The 15,922-nt window shown below is 40.0% G+C and carries 16 protein-coding genes; 7 read left to right on the forward strand and 9 right to left on the reverse strand.

Translation table 11 applies throughout. The features are described 5' to 3' along the window. Positions 1-60: 60 nt before the first annotated feature. The 5 genes from CH361_RS08195 to rplM form a co-directional block, all read right to left on the reverse strand. Positions 61-558, reverse strand: a complete 498-nt coding sequence (locus tag CH361_RS08195; protein ID WP_100790329.1) for a YajQ family cyclic di-GMP-binding protein — start codon at positions 556-558, stop codon at positions 61-63. 28 nt (positions 559-586) lie between these two features. Beyond that, on the reverse strand, positions 587-3,346 hold the full coding sequence (alaS, locus tag CH361_RS08200) for an alanine--tRNA ligase (RefSeq protein WP_165782237.1): 2,760 nt from the start codon (positions 3,344-3,346) through the stop codon (positions 587-589). 49 nt (positions 3,347-3,395) lie between these two features. Further along, positions 3,396-4,583, reverse strand: coding sequence for an MFS transporter (locus tag CH361_RS08205; RefSeq protein WP_100790331.1), 1,188 nt, complete (start codon positions 4,581-4,583; stop codon positions 3,396-3,398). A gap of 67 nt (positions 4,584-4,650) precedes the next feature. After that, positions 4,651-5,046 carry a 30S ribosomal protein S9 gene (gene rpsI, locus CH361_RS08210; RefSeq protein WP_100790332.1) on the reverse strand — a complete coding sequence of 132 codons (396 nt, stop codon included), beginning with the start codon at positions 5,044-5,046 and terminating at the stop codon, positions 4,651-4,653. A 1-nt stretch (position 5,047) separates the two neighbouring features. Continuing rightward, positions 5,048-5,500 (reverse strand): 50S ribosomal protein L13, encoded by a 453-nt coding sequence (gene rplM / locus CH361_RS08215; protein ID WP_002973943.1) that lies wholly within the window; start codon positions 5,498-5,500, stop codon positions 5,048-5,050. Between the two features lie 77 nt (positions 5,501-5,577). On the opposite strand from rplM, the gene thiL reads away from it, so the two are divergent. Beyond that, on the forward strand, positions 5,578-6,486 hold the full coding sequence (gene thiL, locus CH361_RS08220) for a thiamine-phosphate kinase (protein WP_100790333.1): 909 nt from the start codon (positions 5,578-5,580) through the stop codon (positions 6,484-6,486). Here thiL and CH361_RS08225 read toward each other — a convergent pair. Together CH361_RS08225 and pcnB are read right to left on the reverse strand one after the other, a co-directional pair. Continuing rightward, on the reverse strand, positions 6,465-7,739 hold the full coding sequence (locus tag CH361_RS08225) for a hybrid sensor histidine kinase/response regulator (RefSeq protein ID WP_100790334.1): 1,275 nt from the start codon (positions 7,737-7,739) through the stop codon (positions 6,465-6,467). The genes thiL and CH361_RS08225 overlap by 22 nt on opposite strands. Positions 7,740-7,800: 61 nt before the next feature. Next, positions 7,801-9,297 (reverse strand): polynucleotide adenylyltransferase PcnB, encoded by a 1,497-nt coding sequence (gene pcnB / locus CH361_RS08230; protein ID WP_100790335.1) that lies wholly within the window; start codon positions 9,295-9,297, stop codon positions 7,801-7,803. A 67-nt stretch (positions 9,298-9,364) separates the two neighbouring features. Between pcnB and CH361_RS08235 the strand changes: the two genes are divergently transcribed. Then, positions 9,365-10,366, forward strand: coding sequence for a M23 family metallopeptidase (locus CH361_RS08235; RefSeq protein WP_100790336.1), 1,002 nt, complete (start codon positions 9,365-9,367; stop codon positions 10,364-10,366). Positions 10,367-10,512: 146 nt separating this feature from the next. Here the strand turns inward: CH361_RS08235 and CH361_RS08240 are convergent, their stop codons facing one another. Further along, the gene (locus tag CH361_RS08240; RefSeq protein WP_100790337.1) at positions 10,513-10,959 is read right to left on the reverse strand and encodes a DoxX family protein; all 447 of its coding nucleotides are present in this window, start codon (positions 10,957-10,959) and stop codon (positions 10,513-10,515) included. 182 nt (positions 10,960-11,141) lie between these two features. Here CH361_RS08240 and CH361_RS08245 point away from each other — a divergent pair, with 182 nt between their 5' ends. From CH361_RS08245 to CH361_RS08265, 5 genes are all read left to right on the forward strand, one after another. Then, positions 11,142-12,512, forward strand: coding sequence for an APC family permease (locus CH361_RS08245; RefSeq protein ID WP_165782238.1), 1,371 nt, complete (start codon positions 11,142-11,144; stop codon positions 12,510-12,512). Beyond that, complete coding sequence (locus CH361_RS08250) at positions 12,505-13,047, forward strand: carboxymuconolactone decarboxylase family protein (protein ID WP_100790339.1); 543 nt, start codon at positions 12,505-12,507, stop codon at positions 13,045-13,047. Before CH361_RS08245 ends, CH361_RS08250 begins: the two co-directional genes overlap by 8 nt. Then, a complete protein-coding gene (locus tag CH361_RS08255) occupies positions 13,040-13,846 on the forward strand; it encodes a mycofactocin-coupled SDR family oxidoreductase (protein WP_100790340.1) in 807 nt (268 codons plus the stop codon). Before CH361_RS08250 ends, CH361_RS08255 begins: the two co-directional genes overlap by 8 nt. 87 nt (positions 13,847-13,933) lie before the next feature. Then, complete coding sequence (locus CH361_RS08260) at positions 13,934-14,860, forward strand: prolipoprotein diacylglyceryl transferase (RefSeq protein ID WP_100790341.1); 927 nt, start codon at positions 13,934-13,936, stop codon at positions 14,858-14,860. Further along, the gene (locus CH361_RS08265; protein ID WP_100790342.1) at positions 14,857-15,687 is read left to right on the forward strand and encodes a crotonase/enoyl-CoA hydratase family protein; all 831 of its coding nucleotides are present in this window, start codon (positions 14,857-14,859) and stop codon (positions 15,685-15,687) included. Before CH361_RS08260 ends, CH361_RS08265 begins: the two co-directional genes overlap by 4 nt. Here the strand turns inward: CH361_RS08265 and CH361_RS19685 are convergent, their stop codons facing one another. Continuing rightward, positions 15,688-15,843 (reverse strand): hypothetical protein, encoded by a 156-nt coding sequence (locus CH361_RS19685; protein WP_165782239.1) that lies wholly within the window; start codon positions 15,841-15,843, stop codon positions 15,688-15,690. Between the last annotated feature and the right edge of the window lie 79 nt (positions 15,844-15,922).

The raw sequence follows: 15,922 nt of genomic DNA on the forward strand, positions 1-15,922 counted from the left end.
TTTTGAGACATAGACCGAAAAAAATTGGAAGCAGAAAGGTCCAAAATTTAAGGTAAAATTCTACCCCTTAAAATTCGTAAAATTGGCATCAAAATTGAAATTGGCGTTCCGGATGGCGGCCATCACCTCTTGCAAATCGTCCTTTTTTTTGCCCACAACCCGAACCGAATCCCCTTGGATGGAAGCCTGAACCTTTAGTTTTTGGTCTTTGATGAGGGTCGTAATTTGTTTGGTTTGTTCTTTGTCCAAACCGTTTTGGATTTTCACCTTTTGGCGCACCGTTTGGCCTGTCGCTGCCTCAATTTTGGATTCAAAATCAAAGGCCTTGAGGCTGATTCCCCTTTTGGCCATTTTGGTTGTCAAAACGTCGATGACCTGTTTAAGTTTGATCTCGTTTTCCGAGGTCAAAACCAAACTATCTTCGGTAAGTTTGATTTCCGAATTCGAACCCTTAAAATCAAACCTGGTTTGGATTTCTGTCATGGCTTGAGCCACAGCATTCTGCAATTCCGGTCTTTCTAATTTTGATACAATGTCAAATGATGGATCTTGTGCCATATGAATTCTCCTAACCTAACTTGAGTTTTTATCCTAATTTCTTTTTGGAAAGCTCCAAAGCAAATTCCAATGCAGCCTGAAGACTTTCTGGTTTTTTACCACCACCTTGTGCCATATCAGGTCTTCCCCCACCTTTTCCATCTAACAGAACCAAGGTTTCTTTTAAAAGATCTCCACAGTGGATCCCTCTTTCATTCAGAACCTTATTACACATAAACACTAAGGTACTCACATCTCCATCGCTGGATCCAAATAGACAAAGGATTTCTGGTTCTTTGGCTTTGAGGCTATCGGCAAGATCCTTCAATGACTTTGCATCCACAGAAGAAAAAACTTCCGTAACCACCTTTCCCTTTGCCAGTGAATGTGCTTTTTTGAGAAGTCCATCCACAAGTTCTGGATTCATTTGAAACTGGAGTTGTTCCTTTTTCTTTTTGGCTTTAAAGAGTGCACTGGATTTTTCTTCCAGTTCTCTTTCTAGATCCTCACGAAGTTTACGTAAAAATAAAACGGTAGAATTTCCTTCTTTTGCAAATCGATTTTGTAAATCTTCAGGTGCTGGAACCACTGTTGTAATTCCAAACTCTTTTAGATCACCAAATGTTTCTTTGGCGGATAAGTTATGAGTTTCTACTTTTGCTGCGATTGTTTGGAACTCGGACAAAAAGTATTCGATGACAGAATCCCCACAAATCGCTTCTACCCTTCTGTTACCGGCCCCTGGACTTCCTTCTTTGATGATGGCAAAGTATCCAATTTCTTTTGTGTTCGATACATGAGTTCCCCCACAAAATTCTTTGGACTTATCACCCATAGAAATCACACGAACCAAATTTCCATACTTCTCATCAAACATGGACAAGGCCCCAGATTTTTTTGCGGCCTCAATATCCAACACTTCCGTATTGACTGGAATTTTTGCATTCACAGCTTCGTTCACATCTTTTTCGATAGAGATGATCTCCTCTTCCGAAAGAGCTTTGGGATGAGAAAAATCAAATCGTAAATAATCCGAAGAAACAATGGAACCTTTCTGGGCCACATGTGTTCCCAAAATTCTTCGGAGTGCACCGTTTAACAAATGTGTACCGGAATGGTGGTTGGCTAGGTTTTGCCGCCGAGAGGTATCAATCTCTGCTTCTAAATTTTCTCCCACAGAGATGGTTCCTTTTAAGATCATGCCTAAATGCAGGAAAGTTTCGTTTTCTTTTTGTGTGTCTTGGACTTGGAACTGGAATCCTTCTTTTTTTAAATATCCCCAGTCTCCAATTTGCCCACCACCTTCTGCATAAAACGGTGTTTTATCAAGAACCACAACGGCTTCTTCCCCTTGTTTGGCGGAAGTTACAGATTTACCATCCACAAAGAGATATAAAATCTTGGCCGAGGACTTAGCTTCCGTATATCCTAAAAATTCGGTTTTGAGTTCTGGAGTTGCCGTAAGCCCAGTTAAATACTGAACCTTTTTTCCTTTCCAGCTGGCACGAGAAAGGTCACGATCTTTTTCCAGTTCTAATTCAAATCCTTTATCATCAAAACTAAAACCACGATCTTCCACTAGTTCCTTTGTCATCTCACGTGGGAACCCATAAGTGGAATACAAACGAAAACCTTCCTTCCCCGTAACAACAGTTTGTTGATTCTCCGACAAATGACCCAAAAGAGATTCGAGTTCCTCAAGTCCCACTTCTAAAGTATGTAAGAATAACTCTTCTTCTTTTTTTAAGATGGATTCGATGTCTTTTGCTTTGTCTTTTAATTCTGGATATCGAACCGAATATAAATCTCGAAGGGTGGGAATGAGTTTGAATAAAAACGGTTCGTGAATCCCTAGTTTCCGTGCAAAAAGTGATGCTCTTCGGATGAGCCTACGGATCACATACCCACGTCCCGTCCGGTCAGGATAAATCCCATCACCTAACGAAAAAAACACGGAACGTGAATGATCGGTAATCACTCGAAAAGATTGTTTTGTGGATTCGTCGTAAGTTTTCCCAGAAAGTTCTTCGATTTTACGAATGATGGATTTTAGTTCATCCGTGTCATAAACCGAGTCCACTTCTTGTAATAACATGGCGACCCTTTCGAGGCCAGATCCAGTATCGATCCCAGTTTGTTTTAAAGGGAGGAGTTCCCCAGAAACAGTTTGGTTAAATTGGTTAAATACCAAATTCCAATATTCTAAATAACGATCACAATCACAACCCGGTTTACAATCGGGATTGTTCCCACAATTGGGTCCCCCTTTTTCTGGACCCCGATCCAAATACAATTCCGAACAAGGACCACAAGCCCCACTATCTCCTGCAGGTCCCCAAAAGTTGTCTTTTTTTCCAAGGCGAACAATTCGTTCTTCCGGAACACCTTGGTCCATCCAAATCTTTTTGGCTTCATCATCATCTAAGTAAATCGTTACCCAAATTTTATCTTTGGGAATGTGTAGATGGTTTAAAGAAAAATCTAACGCATATTCAATGGCTTCTTTTTTGAAATAATCTCCAAAGGAGAAGTTACCAAGCATTTCAAAAAAGGTACAATGCCTTTCTGTTTTTCCCACGACTTCTAGGTCAGTAGTACGAACACATTTTTGTACGGAAGCTGCACGGGTATAAGGTAACTCTACGGCTCCCGTAAACAAAGGTTTGAACTGAACCATTCCGGCGGTTGTAAATAAAAGAGTGGGATCCCCTTTGGGGATAAGGCTTGAGGAAGGCACAATTGTATGGCCTTTCCCTTTAAAGTAACTAGTATACAACTCTGCAATTTCGCGGACAGTTTTCGACATCATACACTTACAGCGAAATCGGGTTTGCCTCCTAGGGCAAGGAAATTAGAAGTTAACTCTGCCTTAATTCCTTATATTGGAGAAAAGAAAAAAGTCCAAAACAGAGAAATCCCGCGCCAAGAAGACCAAATGTCATTTGGGAACCGACCGTGTCCGCCAATAATGCCGAAAGAAATCCAGAAACAGCCGGCGTAAACTGGAAACAAACCGTATAAAGTGAAAGGACTCGTCCCCGAATTCCATCCTCAGTCCGTTTTTGCAAAATGGCTGGAAGGAGGCTAGAAAGCACCCCTCCGGACACCCCAAAACAAAACAAAAAGAAAGAAGTAATATAGGCCTTTCCAAAAGGAACAAATCCCAAAAAGGAAAGGGAAGAGAGAGAAAAAACAATGAGTAAAACCAAACCCTTTCGTTCTAGATGGTGGAAGAGAATGGTGAGAACCCCGCCAAGAAAGAGTCCAGGCCCAAGAAAAACGAGAACCGTTCCGCGAGCAAGCTCCCCTAACCCAAGTTCCATGCGTACATACTTCGGCAAAACCACTTGGATGGGACCGAGTGCTAGCATACTAAGAATGGTCATGTACATGACCTGCCTAGATACCTTGTCCCCTTTTAGAAATTCCCAAATGGCATGGAAATTTTTGGTAAGGGAAGGAAGTCCTTTCTCCTGTTTTTGTTTTACTTCATGATTTGTAATCTTTAACAAAGTAAAGGCGACCATGGACAGAAGATGAAACCCAGAGATCCAAAGAAATAAATTTGGATAATCGTTGAATTCTCGAAACCAACCCACAGCCAGAGGACTCATTCCAAAAGCAAAAATCAAAAGAAGATTACCGGCTATGGTATGAAAGACCAACCGATGAGATTCCATTACCTCACGTAAAATAGCCATTCTTCCTGGAAGGACGGTTGTCATTCCGATCCCATTCACAAAAGCCAGAGGGAGTAACCAAATAGGATATGATTGGAAAAACTTAGTTTCGGTTCCCAAAAGAAAACTCGCGATAAAAAGAAAGAACTGAAAACTCACCACCACCCATTTTTTGGAATAATGATCGAGTAAGTAACCCGTGTATAAGAAAAAAATCGGAAAGGGCAAAAAGAGAAAAAAGAAAACAATCCCAGAGAAACCTTTCATCGCCTCTAAGGTTTGGCAAAAAATGACAATGGAATATAAAAAACAGCTACTGGCAAAAGTGCCCATAGCAAAGGCAAAATAGAATACGAGTTGGTTCAAATTGTACCTACCTAAAAAAAAAGCCTCCCGTAGGAGGCTTCGTATCGGAAAAAAAGAGGAATTCCGATTAACGTTTTGAGAACTGAGTTCCTCGACGTGCTTTGCGTAGACCGTATTTTTTACGTTCCACCATACGGCTATCACGAGTGAGAAAACCTTCTTTTTTCAAAGTAGGTTTTAAAGACTCATTGAAAGCCACAAGTGCACGAGCCACTGCATGTCGGATGGCTCCTACTTGACCAACAACACCACCACCAGTTACATTGAGTGCGATATCATACTTGTCACGAGCATCTAAAACGAGAAGAGGCTCAAGAGCACGACGAACTAAGTGTTCGCCATTTTTGATATAATCTTTTACATCTTTGTGGTTTACTGTGATTTTACCTGTTCCAGATGCGATTTTTGCACGTGCAACGGATGTTTTGCGTCGGCCTACTGCCCAAACTGCTTTTTGCGCCATATTATTTCAACTCCAGTTTTAGGGGCTTTTGAGCTCCCAAGTTGTGGTCATTGCCAGCAAATACACGGCAATTTCTCAACATTTGATCACCTAACTTAGATTTAGGTAACATTCCTTTCACAGCTTCCATGATCACTCTTTCAGGATTTTCTTGGATGAGTTTATGGAAAGCAATGGCAGTCATACCACCTGGGTAACGTGAGTGGTGGTAGTAAATTTTTTGTTCTCTTTTGCGACCAGTAACAGCCACTTTAGAAGCATTAACGATAATGATATTATCACCACAATCCTGGTTAGGAGTGAAGGTAGATTTGTGTTTTCCGCGAAGTCGGGAAGCTACTTGACTTGCCAATCTTCCGAGAGTCTTATCAGTTGCATCCACAACAAACCACTGTTTTTGTACGGCTTCTTTTGCGATAGAAGGGGTCTTGTGGGCTTTAGACAATAGTTCCATAAGTACGAGATTTTCCTCTTTTATGTCAGGATTTTCGGTTTTCACACCGGGTCAAACAAATTTATTGGGATCTAACTTTGAAAGAATCTGAAATTATACGCACTTTGTTTGGAACCACCCCTCCTCCTGAGGATGACTGTTACTTTCTGGCTCCGAACCGTCTGGTGACAACGGACTCTTTGTCCGAAGGCACTCATTTCCTCCACGACTGGTCCTCTCCAGAGATTTTGGCAAAGAAACTCGTGGAAGTGAATGTATCCGACATCATTGCCTCTGGCGGAAACCCAAAAGAGTGTTTTCTCAACCTTGGTCTCTCTCCCCTATCCCGTAAAAAAGAATGGATTCGAGCGTTTTCGAAAGAACTTCGTAAATCTTTAAACCAATATGGGATGAAACTGGCAGGAGGCGATACCTTTTCTGCCTCCAAAACCCAACTCACACTCACAGTTGTCGGAACCGTGGAAAAACCCTGGCTCCGTTCTGGGGGAAAACCGGGAGATTATCTGTATATCACAGGTTCCCTCGGACAAAGCCAACTGGGATATCATTGTTTACGGAAAAAAAAGAGAGAGAAGAAATACAAAGAAGCCATAGAACGCCACCTATCACCAAACTCTCGCTTCATGGTATTCCCGTATTTACAAAACTTTAGAATCAATGCCTGTATGGACATTACTGATGGACTCATTCAAGATGCAGAACGACTGGCACATGCTTCTCACGGGAAATTAAAGATTCAAATGGAATCCCTTCCCTTGGATCCTTTGGCATTAGCAGAACTTGGACTGGATTTGTGTTTGGGTTCTGGTGAAGAACTAGAACTTCTATTTTTGTCCCCAGATATTTTACCAACAAAACTAGCGGGCGTTCCTGTCACTATGGTCGGTAGGCTGGAAAAAGGAAAACCGGGAATACAATTTAAAAAAGAAGGAAAAACCTACCTTCCCAAATCGAAAGGATTCCTTCACTTTTCTGAGGAAGAGTAAGGAAGGAAAATCTTAAACTCAATTTTAATTTCTTTAACTTCGCTGACATGATCAATTAAGTTAAAAGCAGAAATCGTCCCACCAAATTTCTGCACTGTTTGTTTTACAAAACTAAGTCCAATTCCAAAATCCAAAGACCCATGTTTTTCATAAACATTTTTGTTCAATCGAAAAAACGGTTCAAAGATCAATTCCAGATGTTCATTGGAGATTCCAGTGGAAACAAATCTTTCGTCTCCATAGGAATTGACGATCGACAGATAAATCCCATCGTCATCAAAGTTGAGTATAAAATAAATTTTACTAGATGCACCAGAAAACCTCATTGCATTTAACAAAAGTTCATGTAGTATTTTCTGAAAATAAAACTGATTCCAAATTATTTTTTTGGAATTCACTTTTTTCCCCTTATACTCTGGAATAAGAAGACTATGATCTCTTAAGGAAAGAAGTGGCTGCACTTCTTCTCTGAGGTTTAACATCTCATTAAAAATTTGTAAAGGAGATACAGACTCCAATTCAATTCGATCAAAAATGACATCTTCGATTTCAAGCAACCTGTCTAAAACTTTTTTTGAATAAGCAGCATTCTCTTCTAAAATACCAAGAATATCAGAATCGATAATGATTCCGCCCCCTTCTGCTTTGGGCATTGATTTGATCACATCAATGATTTGAGTTAATACACCAAACCCTGCACCTTGGGCCAAACTAGTGCGTAATCCATAGAAAAGATTCCGATGTAATTCATTTACATTCAGATCTCCCTTCTTGATGCGGGCATTTTTATAACTGTACCACTCAAGAAGTTTCTCTAAGGAAACGATTTTTTCCCTTTCATATTCTGAGTGTTCATATTCATTTTTTTTATTGGAGAGTTGGTATTTGATTCTTGATACCAGTTCTTCGGGGTGGACAGGTTTAATTAAATACTCCTGCACACTTTCTCTCATTACATCAATGATTTGTTTAGGATCTTCTGTCGATGTGATGATTAAAATAGGTATGTTTTTATTGATCTTACGAATTTCTCTAACAAAATCTAAACCATTTCCATCAGGCAATTGTAAATCCGTGATCACGATATTATGGCTTTGAAAATGGTTTTCTGCAAAGTATTCTAGGGCAGTTTTTTTCTCGGTAAAACAAGTAACATCCATTCCTTGTTTTTGTAATATTCCACTATATAATAAACTGATAGAGGGATCATCCTCAAGAAGGATTACTTTGATGATTGAATTTTTTTTTCTCATCGTAGGAGATGAGACGAAGGAAAAGGAAAAAGGTAAGCAAAAACACTTACCTTTTTTCTAATTATACATTCTCTGTATTCGATTCTCCGCTGAAACTATCCCTAGAATCATCATTTGTGTTATTTGAATGTTCTGATGAGGAAGTTTCTTGATTCACATTTTGATTCTGGTTTTGGTTTTGATTGGGAGAACCACCACCTCTTCTGTCTCTGTGTTTCTTTCTTGGTGGGCGTTTTTTATTCCCTTCTTTTTTACGATTCTGTTGTCCGAACTGATGGCTATCTGGTTTCGGTCTTTGTCGTAATGAGATTTCCCAAAAGAATGCAGTTTGAACAGCAGCTTCATTTCCTTCTGAGATCGCAACGATCTTATAAACCATAAACGCATCATAGAAGTAGTCCTTCTTTTTAAAAAAGGAATTTTGTCTTTCTTTTTCATCGTCAGTGACTTGGAAACGAGGTTGGCTGATAAATATCTTAACCAAATTGTCTTGTTCACGTTTAGGAATTCCCATTCGTTCAAAAACAGGTTGAAGACTTTCTTTGATGTTATGCGCTAGGTGGCCACGATCATTTTCATAAAGATCTTTTACGATATCATAGAAAATTAACGAATAAAAAATAGCAGGAGTCATCTCTTCTCTGGCAGAGAGGAGTTTGTCTGTAACTGCTAGTCTTTTACCAAGTGGTGTTTCCATAAAATGTTCACGCCACTCTGCATCTGTTTTTTTCAGTTTATCTGCAGGTTCTTTGAATAATACATCGAGCAAATGGTTCTCCGCAAGGCCTTCGAAAATCATCGAAGTTTTCCAAGTTCGAAACATTTTATTGTATTCTTCTAATAGTCTAGCAGTGGAAGACTTCTCGAGTTCCAAACGGTTCTTTTTGATTGCCAGTTTGGTTTTTTTCTCGATGTCGAGTCCAAGTAAAACAGAAAATTTAACAGCCCGTAACATACGAACGGGATCTTCTTTGAAAGAAATGTCTGGATCCCCAATGACCCGAACGATTTTCTTTTGGATGTCTTCAAATCCACCAACGTAATCCAAAATGGAATCGTTTTTAGGATCGTAGAACAAGGAATTGATGGTAAAGTCGCGTCTTGCCGCGTCTTCCTTTGCTGTACCGAAGGAGTTGTCTCGTTTGATGAGATAATCGTTTTCTGCTTTGTGTTTTTCCAAACGATGTTCCGGTAATGATCGGAACGTTGATACTTCAATAATTTTACCTTTAAAAATGATATGTACAATTTTAAATCGTTTACCGATGATTCGGCAGTTATTGAAGATCCTTTTGATTTGGTTTGGAGTCGCACTTGTGACTATATCAAAGTCTTTCGGGCGTTTGCCCATAAGCAGATCTCTGACCCCTCCACCGACTAAATAGGCCTTGTAACGAAACTTGTTCAATCGATTGATGATTTTGATGGCATCTTCATCGATATTGGCCCTGCGTATGGAATGGGATTCTCGATAGTATCTCTTTCCCTCCGGGTACATCAAAAAGGAATCGACAGAGTCGGCTTTCTTTCTGAAAAGAGAAGTGAGAAATTTAAACATATTGGATTCATCCACTTTCCCTTGAAAAATGGCCTGGGCAAGGAAAAAATTGGCTGAATAACGAACATTGGCAGAAACTTACGTCACAACCGCCTATGAAAGGCTCCAAATTGCACACTTACGTTGGCGAAAACGCGCCCAGAAGTGGATTTCCCGTAGCCGGGAAAAAGTGAGTTTTGTCCTCATCCCGAATGATGAAAAACCCTTTGCCCAGATCGAAATCTCCATTGGTATGCTCGGGTTTTTATTCGGACTCTCCCTTTCCCTCGTCCTCCTCTCCTTTGGGCTTTTGGTTTACTTTTCCTTTTTCTTTGACAGAAACCTCTCTTTGGAGAAAAAAACCGAAACCCAACTAGTTTCCTTTTTGTTCTACGATCTTTTGTCTCAAGACTTAAGAGATTCGGTAGAGGAACTGGAATCCACAACAGAATCATTGAATTTACTGGCCTGGGAAGAAATCCCCGAAAAGGAGATGATCACTCAAGACTATTTGCTCAAAGAAGAATTCCATAAAGATGCGAGTGAACTTGATTCTAATCTCCTATTATTCCAACAGGTAGTCACCACCTACACACAGTTTGGTGTTAGGTTAGGAAATTTAGTCCCTAACTTCCAAAATGCGATTGATTACCTTTCCATGAGAGAAAGTATTTTTTATTCTATGCCGAGGGGTCGTCCTTTAAGACCTGGGGTGGGAGTTGTTACCTCTACCTTTGGGTATAGGAGTGACCCTTTTGGAATTTTACCAGTGGGAGAATACCACTCAGGGATTGACTTTGCTGCGGGCGAAGGGACACCGATTTATGCCACAGGCCCTGGAATCATTGCTGTCGACACAGCGGTTGGTGGTCTTGGAAAATCAGTTCGTATCAACCATGAAAATGGATTTTTTACCCTTTATGGACACTGCTCTCTCATCTTAGTAAATCCAGGAGACCGGGTCAAACGGGGAGATAAAATTGCTCTAGTAGGCCAAACAGGAAAAGCAACCGGAGCGCACGTCCACTACGAAGTTCGGACTGGTCTCGATGCTCCTCTTGATCCAGAAGAATACATCAACTTAGATTAAAACAATTTTGAAAAGGAAAAGGACTAAGGTGCTTTTTCTGATTGTGAATGTTTTGATGGGAAAGAAATAAACCGGGTTCGAACCTCTGTTTGCTCGTGGACCACCACAAGCAAGAGACAAAGGTCGAACCAGTTCGAAATAAATATTTAGAATTTTCCGATTAAGTTAAAATCAACGGAATACACACCAGCACCACCAAGTACAAGTGCCACGAGAAGACCTGCAGCTAAGATATGGAATTCATATCCTTCTCCTTGTTGGTTTCCGTTCCAATTGATAAAAAATCCATTTTGTCTATGAGCAAGGACTGCTGCACCAATCATGATGATCGCAATAGAAGCCGCTGCAAATTTAGTTAAAAAACCAACGAGTAAAAGCACTGGACCGAAGGATTCTCCAAGAATGATCAGAACCGCTAGGATTCCAGGAAACTTGAGTTGTCCTGTGAAAAATCCGTAAGTTCCTTTGAATCCGTATCCACCAAACCATCCGAGTAGTTTTTGGGCACCGTGTGGGAAGATCACAACGAAAGCTGTGATGCGTAGGATGAGAGGGACAATATCCCCTGAAGTAGAAAATAGATAATCGAACATATGGTTCTCCTTAATTCAATAAAATATAGTTTAATATTAAACTATATTAAGTCAAACTATTTTTCTAGATTCATTCCAAGAAAATACGATTCTCTCAAAGTTCAAAATAACAAGAAGATTATCTGCTATAACAGACATTTTTTCTTGAATTCTTCAATTTTTACCCAGAAATGGGTGAATATATGGGTCAATCTACAGACAAAAAGGCTCTTTCTCTCTTCTCACTCGTTTGTATGGCCATCGGTCTGACCATCGGTGGCGGGATTTTTGTACTGACAAGTGTCCTCAGTAAAAAACTGGGAACCACTTTGCCTTACTTCTACCTTTTGGCCTCCTTTCCTATGTTCTTTATCATCTTTCCCGTGGCAGTACTCGGAAGGTATTTTCCAACAAACGGAGGAATCTATTTTTATCCGAGTCGACTCGTTTCCCCGCGATTTGCCTTTCTCATCACTTGGATTTTTCTAAGCACTGCCAGTTTCGGACAAGTTCCCTTATTTACTCTTGCATGTTCGGACATCTTATTTCAAATTTTTCCCTTTGTTTCCAAAGACCTTTGGGCTTTTTTGATTCTTACTGTTTTCTTTCTCTTGAATGTACTCGGACTAAAACCCGTACTTTTTGTACAGAATCTACTCGTCTCTATTTTAATTTTTCTACTTGGGTATTCGATCTTCCGACTGACTGACCTACAAACTGCATCTTTAATTTCGATCAATTCCTTTCCTAGTTTTGGAATTGGTTTAGAAACCATATCGATTCTTTGTTTCACCTACTTTGGATCCAACGCCATTATAGAACTAGGTAATGAGACAGGAAAACCCAAACATCTACTCAAAGCTTTTTTATGGGCATTCCCCATTGTTGTATTTATTTATTTCAGTTTTAGTTTTGCAATTTCGACTCTTGGCACTGGGAACCTTGGTTCAGGCAATTCGGAATACCTTTTCAGTTTAATTCAGAACCGTTTAACACCTACGGAGTATAAAGTTTTTCTTTTGGGAGGGCCTCTCCTTGCCGTAGTGACTTCATTAAATGGAATTTTTCTCATCCAAACAAAGTCTTTTATTGGTTTGATAGAAGATGGATGGTTTCCCTACTTAAGGAAAGGATCGGAGTCACCTTCCTATATTAAGATTTTTACAATCATCTACATTCTTTCCGGATTAGGTTTATATCTACAATGGAATTTAGAAACATTGGCGACCTATTCTACCGTTGGTTGGTTCTTTGTGATCCTTGCTCAGTTGTTTTCGCTTTATCCTGCAAAACAGATTTTAAAGGAAAATAGTTACTTCCCTAAACTTTTTTTTAAAACAGAATTTGCGGTCATCACCGTTCTCGGATTTGGATTCGCCTTTCTTTTAACAGGAATCCTTTTGTATCGTTTGTATGAAGATGAGAAGTTACTTGGTTTTATTGTGGTGATGGGACTCGGTATTTTGTATTGTTATCTCATTTCAAAATTTGGAAAACAAAAACTAATCGAAAAACAAAACAGAAAACAGGAAATACTCAACCTATATTTAAAATCGGAGGATATATATGAGTAGAATTAGCCTTACTGAATATGATTCTGCAAACCAAGAAGTAAAAAAAGAATACGACTACCAAATCAGTAAAAATGGAAGGATCACCAATATGAAGAGAACTCTTCTTCATTCCTTACCATCCTACCATGCTTATATGGAATGGTATGTATTGAAGGATGAAATTCTTCCTTTCCTCGGAGAAAGACCTTTTACAATTTTTTCTCACGCTTTATCGGCAGAAACAGATTGTTTGATTTGTTCTACTTTTTTTCGAAAGATCATCTTTGATTGGGGAGATAATCCTGACACAATCCAGTTCAATGAATTAGAAGAACTTCTTGTTGAATTTGCTCGCGAAATTGTAAAAAATTCCAATGCTGTTTCCGATTCCATTTTCCAAAAGTTACGATCAAAATTCGATGAAAAACAAATTGTTCTTCTGACTGCTTTTGCAGGAATCATGATTGCAACAAATATCTTCAATAACGTATTAAAAATCCCTCTCGACGAAGTATTAAAACCATATACCAAAACAGGAAAACAAAATCATGACTAAAGAATTCGAAAACCAAGTTGTATTCATTACAGGAGCTGCTCATGGGCAAGGAAGAGAAACCGCTCTTGCCTTTGCAAGAGAAGGAGCCAAGGTTGCTGCTTTAGATGTTGCCAAACCTTTAAGTTATCCTTCTTATGCTTTTGGAACAAACGAAGAACTAGTCTCTTTACAAAAAGAAATCGAATCTTTAGGAAGTGAGGCCTTAATCCTAACAGCCGATGTGCGAAACTCAAAAGATGTAGAAGCCGCCGTTCTGGAGACCATTTCAAAATTTGGAAAGATTGATGTATTATTTAATAACGCAGGGATTTGTGCTTATGGTTATTCTCACGAACTCACAGAAGAGGCTTGGGACAGTATGATTGATATTAATTTAAAAGGAGCTTGGGTCGTTGGGCGGTATGTGATCCCCCAAATGTTAAAACAAAAATCAGGTGTCATCATCAACAACTCATCCATTGCTGGTTTACGAGGAATGAATCGTCTTTCTCATTATGCGGCTTCCAAATGGGGTCTTACAGGTTTGTCAAAATCATGGGCTATCGAACTTGCTCCTCACGGAATCCGGGTCAATTCCCTACACCCCACAGGAGTCAATACTCCAATGAACGATGGTTTGGCGGCCATGGAAGGAGCCACTCCGATCGAAATCGCGGAAAGGTCGGCAGGGAACCTTCTTCCCGTTCCCTGGGTCGAAACGGAAGATGTGGCAAATGCAGTTCTTTTCCTTTCCTCAAAGAAAAGTCGCTACATCACAGGTTCCGAATTTGTATTAGATGCAGGGTTACTCACCCGGTAATTTTAACGCGAACGAAAGGGGTTTTTCTGGGCATTTTACAAAGAAATTCTCCTTTTCCCATAGGGAGTAAATTTTACCCTTTCCCCTATGTTAGATCGAATTCCGATTCCGAATCCCTTTGGTTGGGAGGGTTTGTCCACTTTCAGCCTTCTTATGATGTTAGCCTTTCTTGTTGGTTCCTACCTTCTCCCCAAAGAGTTGGAGAGAAGGAAATTAGATCCGAGCCATTCCGATTGGTTGATTTTTCTTGGGATTTTGGGTACCCTTGTGGGCGCCAAAATTTTCTTTATTTTCGAAATTTGGGACCAAGTCTTTATCGATGTTCCAGGTTACGATGGAAAATATAGTTACCCTCTCACTCACTGGAATGGATTTCCAGGTCACCCAGGACTTTGGTCCTCTCTCTTTAGTGGTGGTGGGCTTGTATTCTTCGGTGGCCTTCTTTTCGGTTGGCTTTTCATCACACTTTACTTCCGCCATCACAAACTAGATATCGGAGCGTATTATGATGCAGTGATTCCTGCCATTAGCATGGGTTACGCGATCGGCAGACTTGGTTGTTTTGTGAGTGGAGATGGATGTTATGGTTTTGCCACTGACGCTCGGATTCCGTTTTTTGTTTTTGATTTCCATGGGGCTCATCCCTCTGGTGTTCCCGTTTGGAACACTCCAGTTATGGAATCCATTATGGCCTTTGGATATTTTGCTTATTTTCAATTTTGGGCCAGATACCAAAACTTTCGTAAATGGAGTATTGGTGCGCAGTTTCTCATCATCCACGGGTTTGCAAGACTCATCATCGAGTTTTTACGAGTGAATAAAGCAGTGATTCCTTTCATTGATCCACCAACTCTTGTGAACATTCCTGATGCCAATGGAAACCCAACTTTCCTCACGGGTTATTACTGGCATGGATTTTCCCAATCACAGTATATATCCATTGCCCTCATCCTTTTCGGTGTGTATTTATTTGTGTCCAAAAAACTTTGGTTAAAGGAAGAAACAAAAGTATGAACCCTTCTCCATTTTTCGAAATCGAAAAAATAAAAAACGTAGCCGTCCTTTGGTTAAATCGTCCTGAAAAACGAAATGCTATGAATTGGCCTTTTTGGCGAGACCTCCCCGATATGATTGACCAAATCAATGCTGATCCGCAGATTCATTGTTTTGTGATCGCAGCCAAAGGAAAGTCTTTCTCTACAGGACTTGACTTAGAAGAATTCTTTCAGGAATTCAAACATGTATTCCAGGGAGAATTTGCAGATGGAAGGGAAAAACTCTACCAACTCATTACCACGATGCAGAAAGGAATCAATGCGATCTATAATTCGAAAAAACCATCGATTGCACTGGTTCAAAAACATTGTATTGGTGGTGGACTTGATTTAGTATCTGCCTGTGACATTCGTTATGCTTCAAAAGATGCGAGTTTTTCTTTAAGAGAATCCAAAGTGGCCATCGTTGCGGATATGGGTTCGTTACAAAGACTTCCCCATCTCATTGGGAATGCACATACAAGAGAATTAGCGCTCACAGGAAAAGACATCACTGCAGAAGAAGCGCTGCAAATGGGACTTGTAACAAAGGTAACAGAAGATTTCGAATCCCTATTCCAAGCAGGAATGAAAGTTGCTGAAGAAATTGCAGAAAACCCAACCATTGTGATTCGCGGAGTCAAACAAGTGCTAAATCATGGAATTGGAAAAACCATTGAAGAAGGTTTAGATTATGTAGCCGTGTGGAATGCCAGTATGCTGGATTCCAAAGACTTTCGTTCGGCCATTGGTGGGTTTATGGAAAGAAAACGACCTGTTTTCAATCCAGAAACCCGGGTGAACTAATTAACAGTAGATGTCGAGTAACCGTTCGCTTTTTGCCGCAGGGCCTACTTTTTCTTCCACAGCCAACTTCATGAGTTTTTCAGTGAGTTGGTTTTGGGCCTGGAAAATTTCCTTCGGCAAATTGACGACTGAGTTAATAGGTGTAGATGGAACCATAATAGGACCTCCTTTTACAATCTTTACTCCCTATTCTACCCATCGGCGAATCCCTTATTTTCTGAAGTAAAAAACACCG

It is taken from the genome of Leptospira brenneri, assembly GCF_002812125.1.
Taxonomy (GTDB): Bacteria; Spirochaetota; Leptospiria; order Leptospirales; family Leptospiraceae; genus Leptospira_A; species Leptospira_A brenneri.